Source organism: Pseudomonas sp. S37 (assembly GCF_016658545.1).
In the GTDB taxonomy this organism is placed as follows: Bacteria; Pseudomonadota; Gammaproteobacteria; order Pseudomonadales; family Pseudomonadaceae; genus Aquipseudomonas.
Genome location: NZ_JACVZC010000111.1, coordinates 1 through 21,189 on the forward strand (window position 1 = coordinate 1; position 21,189 = coordinate 21,189).

Here is a 21,189-nt window from a genome sequence, read left to right on the forward strand (position 1 = left end):
GCCTGCAGGTCTGGCCCTTTCGCGGCGGTTCGACGCCTCGATGAACCCGCTGCTACAACGGGCGGCGCTCAATCTCACAGGCGATGCTAAAGGCACGGCAAACACCTCGCCTTACTGCCGGCCCTGCAACAGCAGCAACTCGGCAAGCGTGTCCATGGCCGGTGTCGCCTGGCTGCCTTTGCGGGTAACCAGCTCGTAGGGGTCGCTGACCGAAGCCATGCTCAGCGGCAGAATGCTCACCTGTTGATTGATCGCACATTGCCGGGCCACGTCGATCGACACCAGGGCGACGAAGTCGGGGCGGTTCTGCAGCAGCGACAGGGTCGCCAGGATCGAAGTGGTTTCCACCAGGTGCAGCGGGAAGCGCAGCCCGGCGTCGTGGAATTCGCGCTCCAGTTGCACGCGCATCGGCATGTTGGCCCGGTACACGATCCAGCGGCTCTCGGCCAGCGCGGCCAGGCTCAGGCTTGAGGCGTGCTTGAGCGGGTGGTCGATGTTGGCGATGACCGCCAGCGTCTCATCCTGGACAAAGGTGCTGGCGAACAAGTGCGGGGTATTGCTGACGCTGGTCCGGCACAGGGCGATGTCTAGGCGGCCGCTCTCGATCTGCGCCAGCAGTGACTGGCTGGTGTCTTCGACAATTTCGAACGACATCTGCGGCTGGATGCTGGCCAGTTGTGACACCGCCTTCATCAGCAATGGCACGGCGCCCATGATCGCCCCAACCGCCAGCCGGCCGCCAACCCCGCGCAGGATCGCGTCCAGGTCGTGCCGCAGGTTGGCGATGTCGGTCTGTACCACACGCGCGTAACGGATCGCGCAGTGGCCGGCTGCGGTGGGCTCCAGCCCGCGGTTGGTGCGGTTGAACAGCACCGTGCCGAAGGTGGTTTCGATTTCCTGCAAGGCCTTGCTGGCACCGGGCTGGGTAAGCCCGACGCTGCCTGCTGCCCCCAGCAGCGAGCGGTGTTCGTCCAGTTCGATGAGCAGGCGCAGGTGGCGAGCGTGCAGGCGGGACATGATCGAATTCAGCGAAGGGGTCATCGGATATGCGTCCGGGTTATACCGATATGGATTGTTCTCAATACCATGGCTGGGCGCGCATTCCTATACTGGCGCTGCACGGTGTCGCACGCAGTGCGGCTGAACAGCCCAGAACAACAAAGCCGGTAGGCTATGAAGGCCCTATGTCCCTGATCAACTACATCACCCAGATCCAATTCGAAATCGGTGCCATTGCCCGCCTGCCTGGCGAATGTGAGCGCATTGGTATAACCCGGCCTTTGATCGTGACCGACCGCGGCGTGCGTGCTGCCGGTATTGTCGATACGGCGATCAACACCTTTGGCGACAGTACGGCACAACTGCCGATCTACGACGCTACGCCTCCCAACCCCAATGAAGGCGCCGTGCGCGAAGCCGTGGCCATGTTCAAGGAATGTGGCTGTGACGGCATCATCGCCATCGGCGGCGGCTCGGCCATCGACCTGGCCAAAGGCGTGGCGGTATGTGCCCGCCACGAAGGGCCGCTGAAAAGCTTTGCCGTGATCGAAGGCGGGCTGGCCCGCATCACGCCGGCGGCTGCGCCGGTGATCGCCGTGCCAACCACGGCCGGTACCGGCAGCGAAGTAGGGCGCGGCGCGATCCTGATTCTTGACGACGGCCGCAAGGTGGGGGTGATCTCGCCGCATGTGGTACCCAAGGCCGCCATCTGCGACCCGGCGTTGACGCTTGGCCTGCCAGCACCACTCACTGCCGCAACCGGCATGGATGCCATTGCCCACTGCCTGGAAACCTTCATGGCCCCTGCGTTCAACCCGCCTGCCGACGGTATTGCCCTGGACGGCCTGTGGCGCGCCTGGCGCCACATCGAGACCGCCACCCGCGAACCGGGCAACCTGGACGGGCGCATCAACATGATGAGCGCGTCGCTGCAGGGGGCACTGGCCTTCCAGAAGGGCCTGGGCTGCGTGCACAGCCTCAGCCATGCGCTGGGCGGGATCAACCCGCGCCTGCACCATGGCACCCTCAACGCAATCTTCCTGCCGGCGGTGATCAGCTTCAACCGCCAGGCCCAGACGGTGCTGAACGAGCACAAGATGCAGCGCATTGCCCAGGCCATGGGGCTGGACGATGACCGCCAGATCGAACAGGCCATCCGCGACATCACCCGCACTCTGGGCCTACCGAGCGGCCTGCGCGAGCTGGGCGTCGGTGAAGAACTGTTCCCGCGCATCATCCAGGGCGCGCTGGCCGATCACAGCCACCGCACCAACCCGCGTGAGGCGTCTGCCGAGGACTACCAGTGGTTGCTTGAAGCGTCCATGTAAGCCGTGACCCGCTGTTCAATCAATAAAAACAAGAGTGAACGCCCATGACTAGCAAATATGCGCAAGCCGAGCTTGCCCGCGCGCCTGATGCGGCCGCCAGCGCCAACCCGTTCAAGAAGTACCAGGTCATCACCGTCAGCCTGCTGCTGGTGATCGGCATCATCAACTACGTCGACCGCAGTGCGCTGTCGATTGCCAACACCTCGATCCAGCGCGACATGGGCATCACGCCGTCGCAGATGGGCATTTTACTGTCGGCATTCTCCCTGGCGTATGCCTTCTCGCAGTTGCCGCTGGGCATGATCATCGACCGCCTGGGCAGCAAGATTTCGCTGGGCGCGGCACTGTTGGGCTGGTCGGTGGCACAGACGGCTTCCGGCCTGATCAACAGTTTTGCCGCGTTCATCGGGCTGCGGGTGGTGCTGGGGATTGGCGAAGCACCGATGTTCCCGTCGGCGGCCAAGGCGCTGGCGGAGTGGTTCGAAGCCGAGAAGCGCGGGACGCCGACCGGCATCGTGCTGTCATCGACATGCATCGGCCCGTGCCTGGCGCCGCCGTTGCTGACCTTGCTGATGATCACCTGGGGCTGGCGCGGCATGTTCATCGTCACCGGGGTGTTCGGCATCCTGGTCGCAGCGTGCTGGTTTGCCTTCTACAAAAGCAAGGCGCGCTACCTGGCCGAGCTGCCGGCCGAAGAACGTGAGCGGCTGCTGGCCACCCAGGCGCACAAACAGCCGGTTGCAACTGCCCGGCCGAGCCTGCGGGCGCAGCTGGCTGCATGGGCCGAACTGTTCCGCCACAAGAGTACCTGGGGCGCCGTGTTGGGCTTCATGGGCGTGATCTACATGCTGTGGCTGCACCTGACCTGGTTGCCGGGCTACTTCGAACGCGAGCATGGCCTGAGCCTGTACCAGACTGCCTGGGTGGTCTCGCTGGCGTATGTGTTCGGTGCCCTGGGGACCATTGTTGCGGGGCGCATCTGCGACCGCCTGGTGAAAAACGGCGCCAGCGTGCTGGGCAGCCGCAAGCGGGTGGTGGTGAGTGCGTTGTTCGCAGCGGCAGCCTTCACCGTGCCGCTGTCGTTCGGCAGTGGCTTCATGCTCAGTGTGGCTTTGCTGTGCTGCGCACTGTTCAGCGTGAACATGGCCAGTTCCACCGCCTGGATGATTGCCAATACGGTGGTTGATAGCCGGCGCGTGGCATCGTTTGGTTCGATCCAGAACTTCGGCGGCTACCTGGCGGGTTCGGTGGCACCGATCGTGACCGGGTTCAGCATCCAGCAGACCGGGTCGTTTGCTTCGGCGTTCCTGATCAGTGCGGCGGTGGCGGCAGTGGCGGCGATGGCGTATGTGTTGCTGCTGAAGCAGCCGGTTTCCACCGACAGCTGACCCTGCGCAAGCTCGGCCTTACCCAGACCTTCAGGCGGCGCTGTTGGGCAGACAACAGCGTTTGCAAGCGTGTCGCAGGAATTGTGGGAGCGGGTTTACCCGCGAATGCGGAGTAAAGTCAGCATCGCATTCGCGGGTGAACCCGCTCCCACAGGGTCCCTGCTAAATCAGTAAGTAATTTGTTGTTCGATGAGAGCGGGCTTGTGACGCGCTAGGCAGGTTCATAACGGATTGTGATCCCAGGCATCATGACAATATATTTATCCTTATCAATGCCAGGCCCTAGCATCTGAACCCCGCCAACACCCATCACCATGAGGTCTTGATGAACAGTTCGCTCTTCGTATCCCAACGCACCGCCGCTTTGTTGTTGCAGCATTGGCGCAGCGGTGAGCTGCTGACGGAACTGCCCGCCAGCCTCAAGCCCGAGACCTTGAAGCAAGGCTACGACAGCCAGGAGCAGTTGTTTGCCGCCGCCGCCGGCCAGCGCGCCGGGTGGAAGCTTGGGGTCGGCAGCCCGGCAGGCATGCGAGCGGCCAATCTGTCCCGGCCCCTGATCGGCCAGCTGGAAGAAAAGCGCTGCCACGCAGACGGTGTGCACATACAGCTGCCTGCTGTGACGCCAGTGACCATCGAGTGCGAGGTTGCCTTCGTGCTCGACCGTGATATCCCCCCACAAGCCGGGCGGCAGCCGGTCAGCGAAGATATCCGCGCCACCTGCGTTACCTTCGAAGTGGTGCGCTCGCGTTTCGTCGACCGCAAGGCTGTCGGCTGGCCGAGCTTTGTCGCCGACAACGTCGGTTTCGAGGCACTGGTCGTCAGCCCCAGCCTGGGCGCAGGCATCGATATACCGTTGTTGGCTACCTTGGCCGAGACGACCGAGGTCTATGTAGACGGCGAATTACGGGCGCGTGGTTTGTCGGGTGATGCAGCGACCGACCCGCTGCTGTCGCTGGCCCACCTGTATGCGCACGCTGCCGAGCGCGGGCAAACGCTCAAGGCAGGTGATGTGGTAACCACCGGGGCCATGTGCCAGCCATTTGACCTGAGCCAGGCAGGGCATCAGGTCAGTGCCAGATTTCTAGGCCGAACGCTGTCGTTCACGCTGTAACGGTCGACCACTGATCGAACGCCTTCTGCATTGTCTGCCGGGTTTGCGCGTCGGCGGGGATCAAGTGTTCGATGCGCAGTGACTGCACGGTGATGTCCTGCGGCATGCCGAAGGTGGTAAATGTGGACAGGAACTTCAGCTCGCCATAGGGCGTTCGCACGCGGGTCAGCAGCACGGGTGTGGCCGTTGCCGCATCCACTGGGCTGTCCGGGGCCGGCAAGCCACGCAGGCGCTCTGCCAGCGCCGGGTTGCCGGCGGCCTCCCTGGACGCGCGTTGCCAGGCTGCAGCGCGGATTTCTGGCGCATTGGCCAGGTGGTCACCCAGCCCGCCTGGGCACAGCAGTGTCTGCAGCAGATTGAGGCCGGTTGCCGGCTGAGCGGTGACGCCGGCCATCGCCAGCAGCAGCCCGGTGCTGGTATTGGCGGCGATCACATCCCAGTTGCTGTCGATGACGATCGCCGGTGCGGGGTTGTTCACCTGCAGGATGTGTTCGATTGCAGTATTCACCAATGCCAGTTCCGGCGCATCGAGCGGCGAGGCGGCGTAGCGGGGTGCGTAGCCGGCGGCGACGAACACCTCGTTGCAGTGCTCCAGCGGCGCACCAAGCGCCGATAACAGGGCATGCAAGGTGCTCGGGCTGGCCTTGGCGCGCCCGGTTTCCACACAGCTCAGATGACGCTGCGACAGCCCGGCCAGCAACGCCAGGTCCAGCTGGCTGAGCCTGGCCTGCCGGCGCAGGTCACGCAGATGCTGGCCAGCCGCAGTGTGCGGGGCAGGGGTATTTCGATGGAACAGATGCTGGTTCATGCGTTGCCCTGATCGTCCTTGAGTGCAATGTCCATGACCTCACGGGTCATTTAGCGCAGGCAACGCTATCACCACTGTGCCTGAGCCATCAATTTGCTGGGTGCTTGTGCGTTACACCGGGTCGGCTTGCGGGCGGTCGCGGTACTTGGAGCGTGAGTATTTGTACAGGCGCCGCCCCAGTGCGTCATAGGCATAGCTGACGATCAGGCGGTCATCTTCGTAACGCAGCCGCAAACTGTTGTAAGTCTCCAAGCGAACCAGCCTTGATTACTAGGCTGATGCGCTAGATGAAAAGCGAATTTGATGTAGTAGAACGTCTATGATGACTCTTGTGCTTGTTGATCGATCCAAGATGAAATATCTTGCTGCACCAAATTAAGTTCTGAAATCCTCATGACTATGCAGAGCTCTTCAAAGTTGTCAATGGTGTTGTGATTTTTTGCGTATTTGCTCACGTCATCAGTTATAACTATCCTTAAGATGTTTCCTGTTGCTATATTTTTGGCTGAAAATATCGGGTTTCCATCCATAAATGGAGTACCATTGGCGAAGTGTGCGCTGTAATGGGGGGTTTTAAATTCCGCCAAACTTAATCCTTGTGATTTTGTTTCTTCAATAAATATTTTGAAAAAATAGTTTTCTAAGAGTTTGTATTTTTCTTGGCTCTCTAAAAAATCTGCGTGCATATCATTGCTCCGTGAACGCTTTTCCTGACCTGATTTCGATATCGACACGTTCGTGTTGTGTACCTTTGACTTGGAAGGTGCGTCGCTCTTCTTTCTGTAGCCCGCCACATTTGCATGCTCTGTCAATCCAGCGTTCTGCTTGCTCAAAAGCGCCCTCGCGTATTTTTAAGTCTTATTTTGATAGTTTTCCTTTCGGTTCTTCAATTTTCTGTTTCGCGTCAACAGCTGTTAATGGCTTGTCTTGATTCCAGCTATCGTCTTCCCACACGTACCAGGTAAAACCACAGCCCAGTTCGATATCCCGCTGCACCCGGGCATTCTCGTTCCACACCGGGCCGGCTTGCGGGCGGTCGCGGTACTTGGAGCGTGAGTATTTGTACAGGCGCCGCCCCAGTGCGTCATAGGCAAAGCTGACGATCAGGCGGTCATCTTCATACATGCCACCAATAGTAGGGTTTCAAGGATTGCTGTTATTCGCAATAACTTCCTGTTGTTCATCCATCATGTGGCGCGTTGAGTGGCACCGGCTGTGCCGGTGTTCGCGGCTAAAGCCGCTCCTACGGGGATTTCGGATAGCCTTTGCGATTTTAAGCAAATCATCCTGAGTGCAATGTCCATGACCTCACGGGTCATTGAGCGCAGGCAACCCTACCACTATTGTGCCGGCAAACCCTACTCAGGAGAGGAACGATGGGCTTGCGTATCTGCGCGCTGACGTTACTGGTGCTGTTTTCGCTGTATACCGGCTGGACGATGCTGATTGCCGAGCAATCGCTGCTGGCGTTCGGGTTGGCGCTGTTGTCGCGGCCGGACACCGCCCAGGTGGTGATCGACCTGTACCTGATGGCGGGGCTGGCCTGCTGCTGGATGGTGAGGGACAACCGCTTGCGGGGCAAAGCCGCAGTCACGGTGTTGCCTTATCTGCTGCTGGCCGCTGTATTCGTCTCGCTGGGGCCGTTGCTGTATCTGGTGACCAGAGGTGTTGCCGAGGGGCAGCAGCCATGAGCGGTACGTTGCAGGTCTATGGCATACGCTGGCCTATCTGTTCGGCCTGCAGCCATGGCGAACGCTTTTCTACGGCGTCGGGGGTTATTTGCCTGCTGGTTTTTTGCGCCCTCATCCCAGCGAAGATTTGCAGCTGAACCAAAATATTGCATGAGTCATCTTGATGCTTTCACATAGCAGTACTAATACTTAAGCACTGCCGAAGAGGGATGATCATGCAGACGCGCTTCGTTGTGGTTCCCGCAGTGCCAATCCAGAAAGAGATTTACCCTCGGCGGCTCGGTTTTCCCGCCGCATTGGGGGAGGGCTATGACCTTTACGATACTCATGACAAGGTGCGTCTGAGCCTGAACTTTTCCACCCGTGCCCAGGCCGAATTCGAATGTGCGTGCCGCAACCGCTGCGGCGATTCTGGTGACGCCGATATTGTTGGCATTGGTTGATTGGTTTCGATAGTGGGTGTGGCTGGCACCGGCTTTGCCAGTGTTCGCGGGTGAAACCCGCTCCCACGGGGGTGTGCAAGCAGTCAGGGCTGACAGGTGCTCGTCTTGAGGTGTTGGGTGCCTGTGAGGTCGAGCGCCGCGCGGGCGGCGCTCGATCGCATAGGCGACGCTAAAGACACGGCGAACACCAGCGAAGCCGGTGCCATTAACGGTGCCGGCCAGTGGACGAGCGGCCGTCATTCAATCGACACATTGTCGGGGTAGCGTTGAGACAGGAGCCGTTCCAGGGCTCCGGCCCAGCCAGTCGAACCGGGATGACGCATGAAGGCAATGGACAGCGCCACAGCCAGGCGCAAAGGCATCAAGCTGCGGGCCACGGTGATCTACCGCAAGGACGGCCAAGTGCTGTTCGTGCGCAAGCGCAACGCCAAATGGAACTTGCCCGGCGGCCGGGTAGAGCCGGATGAAACGCCGTTGCAGGCCGCGCGCCGCGAAATGGCCGAAGAGACCGGCCTCGCGTTCGATGAGCTGCGCTTTGTCAGCGAGTATCGGGAAGAGCGGGTCATCCACTACCTGTTCGAAGCGCGCAAGGCGGCCGACAAACCACGCCCCTTGAATGAAATAGACGCCTGCCGCTGGATCAAGCCACGGCAGGTGGGCAAACGCCGGGTGAGGCGGCCGATCAAGACCTTGCTCAGGCGCTGTGCGTAGCCGCAACATTGCGCGGTCTCCTGTAGGAGCGGCCTTGCGTGATGTCTCTGGTCAATAAACCTGCGGCACAATGATGTCCGTCGGCGTCGGGTTGCGGATGTAGTCTTTCTTGCGCACCCGTTGCGGCAACTCGATCGTCGGTACTTCCACTTCTTCATAGGGCATTTGCCCCAGCAGGTGGTGGATGCAGTTGAGCCGGGCCTTCTTCTTGTCGTCGGCCTGCACCACCCACCAAAGCGCTTCGGCAATATGGGTGCGCTCAAGCATGATTTCCTTGGCCTTGGTGTAGGCCTCCCAGCGCCTGCGCGACTCCAGGTCCATGGGGCTGAGCTTCCATTGCTTGAGCGGGTCGTGAATGCGGCTGAGAAAACGCAGGTGCTGCTCCTGATCGGAAATGGAGAACCAGTACTTGATCAGCTGGATGCCCGAGCGGGCCAGCATGCGCTCGAACTCCGGCACTGTGCGGAAAAATTCCTCGTACTGGTCGTCATTGCAAAAGCCCATGACCTTTTCCACGCCGGCGCGGTTGTACCAGCTACGGTCGAACAGCACGATCTCACCGGCTGCCGGCAAATGCGAAACATAACGCTGGAAGTACCACTGGGTGCGTTCGCGGTCGTTCGGGGCGGGCAGGGCGGCCACCCGGCAGACCCGCGGGTTAAGGCGCTGGGTAATGCGCTTGATCACGCCGCCTTTGCCGGCAGCGTCGCGGCCTTCGAACAGGATCACCACTTTATGCCCGGTCTTGACCACCCAGCTTTGCAGCTTCACCAGTTCGCCCTGCAAACGGAACAGCTCGCGAAAATACGTTCTGCGCGCCGCCTTCTCGCTGCCATCCTCGACATGTTCATCGAACAGCGCATTGAGGTCATGGCCGTCTTCGGCCAGTTCCAGCTCCAGTTCTTCATCGCTGTGATCAAGCAGCTCGCGGTGGATGCGCCGCATCAGGTTGTGTTCGGTCGGGGACATGGCAAGCGCTCGTGCGGGGAGGGATGGCAAAGTGATAATCGCCTTCGGTTACCAAGGCATGACATCAGGCTGCCGTCATGGCACGGGCAAAAAGCTCTATCTCGCGGCCTGCCTTTCAACAGTCACAAAGCTGTAACACAGCTGATGCAAAGTGTGCCGGCCATCACACGGAGCGCTTTTAGATGATACGCCTGATGAAGTCTGCTGCACTCGCTGTTGCCGTCTCCCTTTGCGCCACTGGTGCAGCCTTTGCCGCAGAAAACGTTCGCCTGACCGGTTCCGGCGCGAGCTTCCCTGCACCCATCTACCTGACCTGGTTCAAGGACTTCAGCAAGAACACCGCTGGCGTTACCGTTGACTACCAGTCCAAGGGTAGCGGCGCAGGCGTTCAGGACTTCCTGAACAAGACCGTCGACTTCGCCGCCAGCGACTCGGGCATGAGCGATGCAGACATTGCCAAGGTAGGCGAGGGCGTGCAGTTGCTGCCAATGACCGCCGGCGAAATCGTCCTGGCCTACAACCTGCCAGGCAACCCGAAAGGCCTGAAACTGCCTCGCGATGTGTATTCCAACATCTTCCTGGGCAAGATCACCAAGTGGAACGACCCGAAGATCGTCGCTGCCAACCCGGAACTGAAGCTGCCTGACCTGCCGATCACCGTGGTCGTGCGTGCCGACTCCAGCGGTACCAACGCCGTGTACACCAAGCACCTGTCGGCCATCAACGCCGATTTCAAGAAAGAGCTGGGTGAAGGCAACACCGTCAACTGGCCGGCCACCGACAAGTTCATCAAGTCGCCGAAGAACGACGGCGTGACCGCCACCGTTCGTCAGACCCCAGGTGCCATCGGCTACATCGAATACGGCTTCGCCAAACTGGCCAAGGTCGACTTCGCCCAACTGGAAAACAAGGCCGGCCAATACGTCGTGCCAAACGCCGAGAGCGGTGCCGAGGCACTGGCTGCGGTGAAGATGCCGGAAAACCTGATCGCGACCCTGCCGGACCCGGAAGGTGCCAAGTCCTACCCGATCACTTCCTACACCTGGATGATCTTCCGCAAGGACAACGGCAACCCGGAAAAGGCCAAGGCCATGCGTGAAATGGTCGAGTACGGCCTGACCGAAGGCCAGAAGATCGCCGACTCGATGGGTTACATCCCGCTGCCACCGTCGGTTGTCGACCAGGTGCGTAAAGCGTCTGCCAACATCCAGTAAAACTCAGGCGCTCCCGGCATCGGCATGAAGCCATGCCGGGGGTGTTTGTCCCTAGTCCCGGAACTTGCCCATGAACACACCTTTTGCCATACCGGATAACCCCGATTCCGCGTGCCAGCCACCGTCTACGAAAGACTTTCTGGTCGATCGCACCTTCCGTGCGCTTGCACGTATTGGCGTGGTGCTGGTGCTGGCGCTGGTCTTCGCGCTGGTCTACGAAGTGGGCCGCAAGGCACTGCCCGGCATTGAAAAGCACGGTTTCGACGTGCTGTTCGGCACTGTCTGGGATGTCAACCAAGGCAAGTACGGTATTCTGCCAGCGATCTGGGGCACGCTTTACAGCGCCTTCATCGCACTGTTGATCGCCGGTTTCTTCGGCGTCAGCATGGCCATTTTCCTTACCCAGGATTTCCTTCCGGCCAGGCTTGCCGCGGTGTTTCGCACCATCGTCGAGCTGCTCGCCGCCATCCCCAGCGTGGTCTACGGCCTGTGGGGCATCTATGTGGTCATCCCGGCGATTCGCCCGCTGACCACCTGGTTGAACAGCGAGCTGGGCTGGATCCCGTTTTTCGGCACCTCCCTCAGCGGGCCTGGCCTGCTGCCAGCGGCATTGGTCCTGGCAATCATGATCCTGCCGACCATTGCTGCGGTGTCCCAGGACGCGCTGACCAGCGTGCCGATGAAAACCAAGCAGGCTGCCTACGGCATGGGCACCACCCACTGGGAAGCCATCCTCAAGGTGATGGTGCCATCCGCCGCCACCGGCATCTTCGGTTCGCTGGTGCTGGGCCTGGGCCGCGCACTCGGCGAGACCATGGCGCTGGCCATGCTGGTCGGCAACGCCAACACGCTGTCGCTTTCCCTGTTCGCCCCGGCCAACACCCTGGCGGCGCTGCTGGCGCTGAACTTCCCGGAAGCCGGCCCGAACGAGATTGAAGTGCTGATGTATGCAGCACTGGTGCTGATGTTCATCACCCTGCTGGTGAACGTGCTCGGCTCGATGATCATGCTCTACGCCCAGCGGGGTAACAAATGATGACTGACCTGACGACCCCTGTAGCCGCGTTGCCCAGCCTGCAGCGCAAGCTGGAAGGCCGTGCCCTGCGCAGCCTGATCCTGACCAGCCTGGCCTGGTTCGCAGCCCTGGTGGCCAGCGTGCCGCTGATTTCCGTGTTGTACATGCTGATCACCCGCGGTGGTGCGCGGCTCAACCTGGAAGTGTTCACCGAGCTGCCACCCACCGGCTTCGAGATGGGCGGTGGTTTTGGTAACGCCATGGCCGGTACCTTCGTCATGGTCGGCATCGCCGCCGCCATCGCAGTACCGGTTGGCATCCTTGCCGCCGTGTTCCTCGCCGAACTGGGCCCTGAGAGCAAGCTGGCCAACGCTGCGCGCTTTGCCGCCAAGATGCTCACCGGCCTGCCGTCGATTCTGGCAGGTGTATTCGCCTACGCCCTGGTGGTAATGACCACCGGTACCTACTCGGCCCCGGCCGGTGGTGTGGCCCTGGCAGTGCTGATGCTGCCGATCGTGGTGCTGACCGCCGAAGAGTCGATGAAGATGGTGCCCAAGATCATGAAGGACGCCGCTTATGGCATGGGCTGCACCCGTGCGCAGGTGATCTGGAAGATCGTGCTGCCAACCGGCCTGCCGGCCATCCTCACTGGCGTGATGCTGGCCGTAGCCCGTGCTGCTGGCGAAACCGCGCCACTGCTGTTCACCGCGCTGTTCAGCAACTACTGGATCTACCATGACGGCAGCCTGGCAGTCATGAACCCGACGGCATCGCTTGCCGTACTGATTTACAACTTCTCCGGCATGCCGTTCGACAACCAGCTGGAGCTGGCGTGGGCAGCGTCGCTGGTGCTGGTAATGATCGTGCTGGTCATCAACATTCTTAGCCGTGTATTCGGCAAACCCAAGTATTGAGAAAGGGAGCATCCAACTTGAACGTATCCACTGCGCAAAGAGCCGCTCCCATGGTCAGTGAAGCTACCCCGATCGTCATGGACTGCAAGCTGGACAAGATCTTCTACGGCAACTTCATGGCGGTGCGTGACAGCCATGTGCCGATCCGCAAGAACGAGATCACCGGCTTCATCGGCCCGTCCGGCTGCGGCAAGAGTACCGTGCTGCGAAGCCTCAACCGCATGAACGACCTGGTGAAGGGCTTCCGTTTTGAAGGCCACGTGCATTTCCTTGGCCAGGACGTCTACGGCAAGGGTGTCGACCCGGTAGTGGTGCGCCGCTACATCGGCATGGTGTTCCAGCAGCCCAACCCGTTCTCGATGAGCATCTTCGACAATGTGGCCTTCGGCCTGCGCCTGAACCGCTACAAGGGCGACCTGGGCGACCGCGTGAAGCACGCCCTGCAAGGCGCTGCACTGTGGGACGAAGTGAAGGACAAGCTCAAGGTCAGCGGCCTGTCGTTGTCCGGTGGCCAGCAGCAGCGCCTGTGCATCGCCCGCGCCATTGCCACCGAGCCAGAAGTGCTGCTGCTGGACGAGCCGTGCTCGGCACTGGACCCGATCGCCACCCGTCGCGTGGAAGAGCTGATGGTCGAGCTGAAAAAGGACTACACCATCGCCCTGGTGACCCACAACATGCAGCAGGCGATTCGTGTGGCCGACACCACGGCGTTCTTCTCGGTGGATATCTCCCAGGGCACCCGCACCGGCTACCTGGTCGAGATGGGCCCGACCGCGCAGATCTTCCAGAACCCGCGCGAACAACTGACCAGTGACTACATCAGCGGCAAGTTCAGCTGAGTCACGCACAGCCAAGGTGGCCGGGTGTTGCAACCAGGGAGGTTGCAACACCCGGCCGCGTTACCTTCCGTTAAAGTGTTACCCGGGATTTCCAATGCGAGCGACGCGTCGTCTAGATCTGTCAGCGGTAGAGCGCGCACTGCGCGAGGTGCAGGGCCGCTTTGCCGAACTGAGCCAGCACTTCACCGAACCGCGGGACCCGTTTACCGACGAGGTGCTGCTGAATGTAGTTGAAGGCTATGCCCTGATTGACGATTATGTCGCTCGCGGTATCGACCTGTTCGACCTGCAACAGCTGAACCTGATGCTGGAAATCAACGCCACCGTACTGTGCGGCAGCGACCCGGCCCGGCGCCTGGAGTTCGCCCCGCACCTTGCCGCAACCGAGGCGCACTTTTTCAACAACGTGGAAGGTGGCATCAAGGATTTGTACAACTGGTACTGCTCGTATGGCAGTGACTCGATCTGGAAGCGGGCAGCCGGTGTGTATGTACGAATCCTCAGCAAGCCACAGCTGTTCATCGAAGGCAACAACCGCACGGGTTCGCTCATTGTCAGCTACCTGCTGATGCGTGCCGGGCTGCCGCCATTCGTGCTGTCGCTGGACAACGCCGAGGGTTACTTCAACCCGTCCTCGGTCATACGCAACTCCGCTAAACACGGTGTCAAGGCATTGTACGAATTACCCAAGATCAAGAAAAAGTACGCCGCTTTCCTTGAAGCGAAGGCGCCTGAGCCCGGCAAGTTCTTCCTGCCCGGCACGCATGTGTCTGCCTGTGAGGGGAGCCGCTGATGCAACAGGTATCCATGCTCGAACGCGGGCGGCAGGCCATCGAGCGCAAGCTCAAGCGCGGCCAGGTACGCATTTCGTTCGATATCGACGACACGCTGGCCTGCCAGCCCGAACATGCTGCCGCCGAGGACAGCAAGTTGCCCGGTTTTGTCCATCGCTGGCTGGGTGAGCCCTTGCGCAGCGGCACGCGTGAACTGATCCGCGACCTGCGCCGCCAGGGTTGCAGCATCTGGATCTACACCTCGTCGGGGCGCACCCCGGCCTACATCCGCCGCTGGCTGATGCTCTATGGCATTCATGTCGACGGCGTGGTCAACAGCGACCGGCACCAGCACATCCTGGCCCAGAACGGGCTGGAGAACTCGCCCTCCAAGTTGCCGTCGGCCTTTGATATCGACCTGCATGTGGATGATTCCGAAGGTGTGCGCCTGGAGGGCGTCGACCACGGTTTCCGCGTGGTGGTGGTGTGCCCGAAGGATGAGAACTGGGCACAGAAGGTGAAGGCTGCGGCGGTCGATGTGCAGGCGCGGCTGGCCTGGCAGCAACCGCACCGCTACGAAATGCCCGCGTGCCAGCGTTCGCAGGCGCTGGCCTCCTGACCGCGCGCAATGCCAGCTACCGAATAGCATTCTTCGCGGGTAAACCCGCTCCCACAGGATTTGCGCATCATCGATGCTTTGCACGCACCTGTGGGAACAACTGTCTTGCTCAATTTCTAAAAGCTGGCGCGATCCCTGTGGGAGCGGGCTTGCCCGCGAACACCGGCAACGCCGGTGCCATCCACCGCGCAGCCTCGACCTAGCCGTTCCTCCCATTCACCGTCTCAACCCCTTTATACAGCGGTACTGATACCCGCCAGCCATTCCTGTCTACACCCTAAGTCTTGCACCCAGACCCAAGCAGGTCCCGGGACCAAATCACCGCGCCATACCCTCCGCCCCAAAGCACCCGCCAGCTCGCGCCAAAGCAGCGTTCCTGGCCATCAGCCCACTTCTGATAATCGCCTCCGACATCCTGTCCCCCGTTTGGAGCGCGCCATGCACAACAACAATAAGCACCTGCCGCCTCGTTTCCTCGCCGCCGCCATCGCCAGCCTTTCTACCCTGGGCCTGAGCGGCGTCGCCGAAGCCGAGATCATGCTGTACGACAAGGAGCAGACGACGTTTTCCACCGACGGCTACATCAACGCCTTCTACGTCAACAGCAAGGTCGACCGTGAAGGCGAGCAATTCGACCGCCGCCAGTCGCGGGTGAAGATGGGCTTTTTGCCCAACTACATCGGCTTCAACATGGGCAAGCAGGTGGACGACCTTAAGCTCGGCGCGCGTGCCTCGTTCTGGGTCACCATCAACGACAGCGAAACCAACGGCACCGACACCGCCATCGATGTGCGCCAGTTCTATGGCACGGTGGCCAACCCCGAGTGGGGCGAGGTGCTGATCGGCAAGGACTTCGGCCTGTTCGCCCGCTCCAACATCCTGCTCGACGAACTGCTGGCCGGTTATGGCCAGGTCAGTGACACGCTAGGCCTGGTGGATGGCGGCGGGGTGTCGTTCGGCAACATCGGCAGCGGCTACCCGTACCCGTTCCCCACCTCGCAGATCACCTACCGCACGCCGGTAATGGACGGCCTGCGGGTGGCGGTAGGCATCATGGACCCGGTGGACACCAACGACAGCAGCCCGACCGGCAAGGCCTACCAGGAAAACCCGCGCACCGAGACCGAGATCACCTACCAGTTCGACCTCGGCGGGGCGCAGATCTACAGCTGGGTCAACGGCAGCTACCAGACCTCCGACAACACCGACTCGACGGTGGACACAGTCACGTCCAAGGGCGTGGGCTATGGGGTGCAGGCGAAGATGGGTAGCTGGTCGCTGACCGGCTCGGGGTTCCAGGCCAAGGGCATCAACCCGTTCTTCACCAACAACGCCGGTGAGCCGGTGCTGCGCAATGTCGACAGTAACGGCTACCTGCTGCAGGGCTCGTACAAGTTCGGCAAGAACCGTGTGGCGCTGTCGTACGGCAAGACCAAGGACGATGGCAATGGCGCGGTCAACAGCGGTGCCGACTACCAGACCCGAGGCGTGGCGTTTTTCCATGACGTCAACGACAACCTCAAGCTGGTGGCCGAGTACAACCAGTTTTCCATCGATGGGCATGAAGGCAGTGCGCAGAACGAAGATACCGATACCTTGGCTGTGGGGGCTGTGTTGACCTGGTAAGCCCCGGGGCCGCTGCGCGGCCCCGGCAATTACAAGCGAACAACATTACTTCCATGGAACCGCCCACCCACTACCCAAGTAGCATTCGCCCCCCGGACCCACCTTCGTACACTGATCCCTCAGCCACCCCGCGCCGGAGATTTTGATGCAGCAGGCTCATAACGACGGTGTGGTCAGCGCCATGTCCCAGGCCACCGATGCCACGCTGGCTGCCCAGGAGTTGGCGCGACAGCTGTTGCACCCGCACCTGGGCCTGGTGCTGTTCTTCTGTTCTGCCGAATACAACCTCCAGGAACTGGCCGAAGCCCTGGAGCAGGGCTTTGGTGGTATCCGCCTGGTCGGTTGCACCAGCGCCGGCGAAATCACCCCGCTGGGCTACGGCCGCAACTGCGTGACGGCGGTGGGCTTCGATCACCGGCACTTTTCCATCGCCACCGGGCTGATCGATGAAATGGAGCGGTTCAGCCTGATCGATGCTCAACAAATGGTCGAGCGCCTGGTCGGCACCTGCCGCAGCAATTCCCTGGCGCCGATCAAGGGCCACAGCTTTGCCCTGACCCTGCTCGATGGCCTTTCCAGCCGCGAGGAAATGGTCCTTGCCGCGCTCAGCGCTGCCTTGGGCGACATCCCCCATTTTGGCGGTTCGGCCGGTGATGACAACTACCTCAACCGCACACACGTGTATTACGGCGGCGCGTTTCACAACGGTGCCGCAGTGGTGGTGCTGGTCAACACCTGGCTCGACTTCGAGGTATTCACCACCCACCACATCCAGCCGCGCCAGGAAAAACTGGTGGTGACCGGCGCCGACAGCGCCCAGCGCCGGGTTTTCGAGCTGAATGCCGAACCCGCAGCCGAAGAATACGCCCGCCATATCGGTGTGCCGGTGGCGGCCCTCGACTACCGGGTGTTTGCCGCCCACCCGCTGGCCGTGCGCATTCACGACCAGTACTACGTGCGGGCGATCCAGCAAGTGCACGCCGACCTGAGCCTGAGCTTCTACTGCGCCGTGGAGAACGGCATCGTGCTCACGGCGATGACCCCGGGCCCGCTGCTGCCGAACCTGCACCAGCTGTTCGACGGCCTGCACCAGCGCCTTGGGCCGCTGCTGCTGACCATCGGCTGTGACTGCTTCTTGCGGCGCCTGGAGCTGGAGGGCCAGCACGGCCTGGAGCCAGTCGGCGCGTTCCTGCGCGAGCAACGGGTGATCGGCTTCAACACCTACGGAGAACAGTTCAATGGCATGCACATCAACCAGACCTTCACCGGCGTCGCCATTGCCCGCAACCGGCCGCCTGTCGGTCGCTGAACTGCAGGCCGAGGTGACCCGGCTGCAGCTGCAGAACCACAAGTTGCAGCGCATCAATGGGGCGTTGGTCGAACGCATCGAGTCGGGGGTAACCCGCGGCAACGACCCTTACGCCGCTTTCCAGCATTCGGTAGTGCTGGCCGAACAGGTGCGTGAACGTACCGATGCCCTGAGCCAGGCGATGGCCGAACTCAAGGCCGTCAACCACCTGCTCAGCGAGGCCCGGCAGCGGGCCGAGACTGCCCACCAGCACCAGATTCGCCTGATCACCGACAACGTCCCGGCACTGATCGCCTACCTTAACGCCGACCTGGTCTACGAGTTCACCAACAAGGTCTACGAGGAGTGGTACTGCTGGCCACGCGGCGTCATGCTGGGCCAAAGCCTGCGCCAGGCGCACAGCGAGCAGCACTACCAACGCCTGGAGGCCTATGTGGCACGGGCGCTGGCGGGGGAGAGCGTCACCTTCGAATTTGCCGAGACCAACATCAATGGCCAAGAGCGCTACATGCTGCGCTCCTACGTGCCCAACCGCCTGGCCAGCGGCGAGGTGGTGGGCATCTTCGTGCTGATTCGCGACATTACCGAACGGCGCAATACCGCACAGGCGCTGCACCAGGCCTATCAGCACCTGGAGCAACGCGTGCGGGAACGCACCGCCGAACTGACCAGCCTCAACGACCAGTTGTTGCGCGAAATCGAAGAGCGTAGCCGGGCTGAGTCGCGCCTGCGCGAGGCAAAGCGTGAAGCCGAGCAGGCCAACCTGTCGAAAACCAAGTTTCTCGCAGCGGTCAGCCATGACCTGCTGCAACCGTTGAATGCGGCGCGCCTGTTCACCAGTGCCTTGCTTGAAAGCCGCGAGCCGCATGACAGTGCCCACCTGGTGCGCAATGTCAGCAATTCGCTGGAAGATGTGGAAACCCTGCTGGGCACATTGGTGGACATTTCCAAGCTCGATGCCGGGGTGATCAAGGCCGATGTCGCCCCGTTCGCCCTCAGCGAGCTGATGGACAACCTGGCCGCCGAATATGCCCAGGTGGCGCGCAGCGAGGGTTTGGCGCTGCACTTCGTGGGGTGTTCTGCCGTGGTGCGCAGTGACATCCAGTTGCTGGCGCGGATCCTGCGCAACCTGCTCAGCAATGCCATTCGCTACACCCGCAGCGGGCGTGTGGTGCTGGGTTGCCGGCGCTTGCGGGGCGGCCTGCGGATTGAAGTGTGGGACAGCGGCATCGGTATTGCCGAAGAGCACCTGGACGAGATGTTCCTGGAGTTCAAGCGCGGTGACGTGCAGCGCCCGGACCAGGACCGCGGGCTGGGCCTGGGCCTGGCGATCGTCGAGAAGATCGCCGGCATTCTTGGCCACCGGGTTCGTGTTCGCTCCTGGCTTGGCAAGGGTTCGGTATTTGCCATCGAGGTGCCGTTGAGCGCCACAGCGCCCAAGGCCCAGCCGAGCCAGGTGCTTTGCGAGCCGATGTTCGAGCGCCTGCGCGGGGCGCGGGTGTGGGTGCTGGATAATGACGCAGCAATCTGTGCCGGTATGCGCACCTTGCTTGAGGGCTGGGGCTGCAAGGTGATTACCGCGTTGTCGGAGGAAGACCTGGCGCGCCAGGTGGACAACTACCACGCCGAGGCCGACTTGCTGATTGCCGATTACCACTTGGACAATGACTGCAATGGTGTCGACGCCGTGGCGCGGATCAATGCCCGGCGCACCCAGCCACTGCCCGCGTTGATGATTACTGCCAACTACAGCAACGAGCTCAAGCAGCAGATTCGCGAATTGGGCCATACCTTGATGCACAAGCCGGTGCGGCCTTTGAAGTTGAAGACAGCGATGAGCCATTTGCTTCGTAGCAGTGTGGCGTAGCTTCTGGCCTATTCGCGGCGGTTCGACGCCTCGATAAACCCGCTCCTACAACGATCGCAGTCCCTTGTAGGAGCGGGTTTACCCGCGAAGAGGCCGAAACAGGTCAACGCCGCAGATAATCAGCAAAATCGATATCCCCAGCACTGAGAATCGCCTGTACCCGGTTGTGCACATTGAGCTTGCGCAATATCGCCGAAACATGTGCCTTGACCGTGGTTTCGGCAATATCCAGGGTGTAGGCGATCTGCTTGTTCGATTCGCCCTTGGTCATGCGCTCAAGTACCAGCAACTGCTTGCGGGTCAGGGCCTGGAGCATTTCCGGCGGGAAGCTTGGGGCATCGTTGTGGCGCCTGCTGGTGCTGCTTTTCTGGGCGCGGATGATGTCGGGCGGCAGGTAGACGTTGCCGTTGAGGATCTGTTCGATCGCTTCGATCATCTGCGAGCGTGGCGAGGACTTGGTGATAAAGCCCACGGCGCCGTAGGTGATGGCCTGCAGCACGATCTGCTTTTCCTGCTCGGCCGAAACGATCACCACCGGCGTGGTCGGCGCTTCGTTGCGCAGGGTGATCAGGCCATTGAGGCCATGCATGCCGGGCATGTTCAGGTCGAGCAGGATCAGGTCCAGGTCGTCATGCGCCTGGGTCAGGGCCAGGGCGCTGTCCAGGTCCGCGGTTTCCATGACCTCGCTGCCTGGGAAACCATCACTGATGACGTTATGAATGGCTTCGCGAAACAGGGGGTGATCGTCGGCAATCAGAATTTTGTACATGGCCTTTTCACCTTGTTTTTATGGGATGGAGCAGGGCACGCAGACGCAGGCAAGCATGTCAGGGGAAGGGCACCGGTTGCGCCGGCTGCAGCGGCAGGTTGGCCTGCTGCCAGGCGTCCAGGCCGTCGCGGTACCAGTACAGGTTGTTGTAACCAAGGGCTTTAGCGCGTTTTACCGCGTTCCAGCTCAACCAGCAATCGGAGCGGCAGTAGAACACCACGGGTTGCTCCGGGTGCCCGGCCGTGGCTTTTGCCAGGTTTTGCACGAAGTACGCCTGCCAGGTCGGGGTCAGTTCGCCGTCGCCAGTGTTGGCCAGCCACAGGCTGCCGGGGAGGTTGGCGTGGGGTTCGTCTTCGATGAAGCGGCCTTGCAGCCATTGGCGGCGGTAGACGTCGATCAGCACCGGCTTGGGGTTCTGGCCCAGCAGGCGCTGCAGAGCGGAGGTGCCAATGACCTGGCCGCCCTCGACCTGCTGCGGGGTCGGGCTGCGGTAGAGGCTGGTGCGATAGCCTTCGGCGGAGAACAGCGGCGTACTGTCGGCGTGGGCAATGCCCAGCGACAGGCTCAACGAAAGTGCCGCCAGCAAAGGGCGTGGCAGCCGGGGCAGGGCACGTGGCATGGGGGTTTTCCTTTTTGTTATAGGTCCATTACATGCCAGTGGCGGTGCTTTGTGAATGCGACGATAGACAGTAAATGCGGTACTAAAGTAGTAGAGGGTAAACACTGCATCCGCCTTGACGCGGGCCTCTGTAGGAGCGGGGGGGGGGGGGGGGGGGGGGGGGGGGGGGGGGGGGGG

The 21,189-nt window shown here is 61.4% G+C and carries 23 protein-coding genes and 1 pseudogene; 16 read left to right on the forward strand and 8 right to left on the reverse strand.

The features are described 5' to 3' along the window. Positions 1 to 111 precede the first annotated feature (111 nt). Positions 112 to 1,041 (reverse strand): LysR family transcriptional regulator, encoded by a 930-nt coding sequence (locus IAE39_RS24020; protein WP_201207008.1) that lies wholly within the window; start codon positions 1,039 to 1,041, stop codon positions 112 to 114. A 143-nt stretch (positions 1,042 to 1,184) separates the two neighbouring features. Here IAE39_RS24020 and IAE39_RS24025 point away from each other — a divergent pair, with 143 nt between their 5' ends. The 3 genes from IAE39_RS24025 to IAE39_RS24035 all read left to right on the forward strand — a co-directional run bounded on the left by IAE39_RS24025 (position 1,185) and on the right by IAE39_RS24035 (position 4,826). Further along, positions 1,185 to 2,327: an iron-containing alcohol dehydrogenase gene (locus IAE39_RS24025; RefSeq protein WP_201207009.1), complete on the forward strand. Its 1,143-nt coding sequence runs from the start codon at positions 1,185 to 1,187 to the stop codon at positions 2,325 to 2,327. 44 nt (positions 2,328 to 2,371) lie between these two features. Further along, positions 2,372 to 3,715: an MFS transporter gene (locus IAE39_RS24030; protein WP_201207010.1), complete on the forward strand. Its 1,344-nt coding sequence runs from the start codon at positions 2,372 to 2,374 to the stop codon at positions 3,713 to 3,715. 325 nt (positions 3,716 to 4,040) lie between these two features. Next, positions 4,041 to 4,826: a 2-keto-4-pentenoate hydratase gene (locus IAE39_RS24035; RefSeq protein ID WP_201207011.1), complete on the forward strand. Its 786-nt coding sequence runs from the start codon at positions 4,041 to 4,043 to the stop codon at positions 4,824 to 4,826. Here IAE39_RS24035 and IAE39_RS24040 read toward each other — a convergent pair. From IAE39_RS24040 to IAE39_RS24055, 4 genes are all read right to left on the reverse strand, one after another. Further along, positions 4,816 to 5,634 carry a helix-turn-helix domain-containing protein gene (locus IAE39_RS24040; protein WP_201207012.1) on the reverse strand — a complete coding sequence of 273 codons (819 nt, stop codon included), beginning with the start codon at positions 5,632 to 5,634 and terminating at the stop codon, positions 4,816 to 4,818. The genes IAE39_RS24035 and IAE39_RS24040 overlap by 11 nt on opposite strands. A 111-nt stretch (positions 5,635 to 5,745) precedes the next feature. Further along, positions 5,746 to 5,886 (reverse strand): hypothetical protein, encoded by a 141-nt coding sequence (locus IAE39_RS24045; protein ID WP_201207013.1) that lies wholly within the window; start codon positions 5,884 to 5,886, stop codon positions 5,746 to 5,748. A 65-nt stretch (positions 5,887 to 5,951) separates the two neighbouring features. Continuing rightward, positions 5,952 to 6,467 carry a hypothetical protein gene (locus tag IAE39_RS24050; RefSeq protein ID WP_201207014.1) on the reverse strand — a complete coding sequence of 172 codons (516 nt, stop codon included), beginning with the start codon at positions 6,465 to 6,467 and terminating at the stop codon, positions 5,952 to 5,954. Positions 6,468 to 6,492: 25 nt separating this feature from the next. Next, the gene (locus IAE39_RS24055) at positions 6,493 to 6,759 is read right to left on the reverse strand and encodes a hypothetical protein (RefSeq protein ID WP_201207015.1); all 267 of its coding nucleotides are present in this window, start codon (positions 6,757 to 6,759) and stop codon (positions 6,493 to 6,495) included. Positions 6,760 to 7,010: 251 nt separating this feature from the next. On the opposite strand from IAE39_RS24055, the gene IAE39_RS24060 reads away from it, so the two are divergent. From IAE39_RS24060 to IAE39_RS24070, 4 genes and pseudogenes are all read left to right on the forward strand, one after another. Then, on the forward strand, positions 7,011 to 7,325 hold the full coding sequence (locus IAE39_RS24060) for a DUF2834 domain-containing protein (RefSeq protein WP_201207016.1): 315 nt from the start codon (positions 7,011 to 7,013) through the stop codon (positions 7,323 to 7,325). Between the two features lie 7 nt (positions 7,326 to 7,332). Further along, positions 7,333 to 7,462: pseudogene (locus IAE39_RS30010) on the forward strand (MAPEG family protein); the annotation flags it as partial. Positions 7,463 to 7,534: 72 nt separating this feature from the next. Continuing rightward, positions 7,535 to 7,768, forward strand: a complete 234-nt coding sequence (locus tag IAE39_RS24065) for a hypothetical protein (protein WP_201207017.1) — start codon at positions 7,535 to 7,537, stop codon at positions 7,766 to 7,768. A 321-nt stretch (positions 7,769 to 8,089) separates the two neighbouring features. Further along, on the forward strand, positions 8,090 to 8,479 hold the full coding sequence (locus IAE39_RS24070) for an NUDIX domain-containing protein (RefSeq protein WP_201207018.1): 390 nt from the start codon (positions 8,090 to 8,092) through the stop codon (positions 8,477 to 8,479). Between the two features lie 51 nt (positions 8,480 to 8,530). On the opposite strand, the gene ppk2 is transcribed toward IAE39_RS24070, so the two are convergent. Next, entirely contained in the window at positions 8,531 to 9,448 is a 918-nt protein-coding gene (gene ppk2 / locus IAE39_RS24075) for a polyphosphate kinase 2 (protein WP_442968460.1), read from the reverse strand. Between the two features lie 182 nt (positions 9,449 to 9,630). Between ppk2 and pstS the strand changes: the two genes are divergently transcribed. From pstS to IAE39_RS24120, 9 genes are all read left to right on the forward strand, one after another. Continuing rightward, positions 9,631 to 10,662: a phosphate ABC transporter substrate-binding protein PstS gene (pstS, locus tag IAE39_RS24080; RefSeq protein WP_201207019.1), complete on the forward strand. Its 1,032-nt coding sequence runs from the start codon at positions 9,631 to 9,633 to the stop codon at positions 10,660 to 10,662. A gap of 70 nt (positions 10,663 to 10,732) precedes the next feature. Continuing rightward, the gene (pstC, locus tag IAE39_RS24085) at positions 10,733 to 11,698 is read left to right on the forward strand and encodes a phosphate ABC transporter permease subunit PstC (protein WP_201207020.1); all 966 of its coding nucleotides are present in this window, start codon (positions 10,733 to 10,735) and stop codon (positions 11,696 to 11,698) included. After that, positions 11,698 to 12,591: a phosphate ABC transporter permease PstA gene (gene pstA, locus IAE39_RS24090; protein ID WP_201207021.1), complete on the forward strand. Its 894-nt coding sequence runs from the start codon at positions 11,698 to 11,700 to the stop codon at positions 12,589 to 12,591. The genes pstC and pstA overlap by 1 nt, the downstream gene beginning before the upstream one ends. A 50-nt stretch (positions 12,592 to 12,641) precedes the next feature. Next, on the forward strand, positions 12,642 to 13,430 hold the full coding sequence (pstB, locus tag IAE39_RS24095) for a phosphate ABC transporter ATP-binding protein PstB (RefSeq protein WP_012272766.1): 789 nt from the start codon (positions 12,642 to 12,644) through the stop codon (positions 13,428 to 13,430). 94 nt (positions 13,431 to 13,524) lie between these two features. Then, positions 13,525 to 14,223 (forward strand): hypothetical protein, encoded by a 699-nt coding sequence (locus tag IAE39_RS24100; protein WP_201207022.1) that lies wholly within the window; start codon positions 13,525 to 13,527, stop codon positions 14,221 to 14,223. After that, positions 14,223 to 14,822, forward strand: coding sequence for a hypothetical protein (locus tag IAE39_RS24105; RefSeq protein ID WP_201207023.1), 600 nt, complete (start codon positions 14,223 to 14,225; stop codon positions 14,820 to 14,822). The genes IAE39_RS24100 and IAE39_RS24105 overlap by 1 nt, the downstream gene beginning before the upstream one ends. Before the next feature lie 438 nt (positions 14,823 to 15,260). Further along, on the forward strand, positions 15,261 to 16,448 hold the full coding sequence (locus IAE39_RS24110; protein WP_201207024.1) for a porin: 1,188 nt from the start codon (positions 15,261 to 15,263) through the stop codon (positions 16,446 to 16,448). A gap of 145 nt (positions 16,449 to 16,593) precedes the next feature. Continuing rightward, complete coding sequence (gene nosP / locus IAE39_RS24115) at positions 16,594 to 17,757, forward strand: nitric oxide-sensing protein NosP (protein WP_201207025.1); 1,164 nt, start codon at positions 16,594 to 16,596, stop codon at positions 17,755 to 17,757. Then, positions 17,726 to 19,624: a PAS domain-containing hybrid sensor histidine kinase/response regulator gene (locus IAE39_RS24120; protein WP_201207026.1), complete on the forward strand. Its 1,899-nt coding sequence runs from the start codon at positions 17,726 to 17,728 to the stop codon at positions 19,622 to 19,624. Before nosP ends, IAE39_RS24120 begins: the two co-directional genes overlap by 32 nt. Before the next feature lie 103 nt (positions 19,625 to 19,727). On the opposite strand, the gene IAE39_RS24125 is transcribed toward IAE39_RS24120, so the two are convergent. Together IAE39_RS24125 and IAE39_RS24130 are read right to left on the reverse strand one after the other, a co-directional pair. Further along, on the reverse strand, positions 19,728 to 20,393 hold the full coding sequence (locus IAE39_RS24125; RefSeq protein ID WP_201207027.1) for a response regulator transcription factor: 666 nt from the start codon (positions 20,391 to 20,393) through the stop codon (positions 19,728 to 19,730). 58 nt (positions 20,394 to 20,451) lie between these two features. Continuing rightward, positions 20,452 to 21,012, reverse strand: a complete 561-nt coding sequence (locus tag IAE39_RS24130; protein ID WP_201207028.1) for a PQQ-dependent catabolism-associated CXXCW motif protein — start codon at positions 21,010 to 21,012, stop codon at positions 20,452 to 20,454. Positions 21,013 to 21,189: the final 177 nt, after the last annotated feature.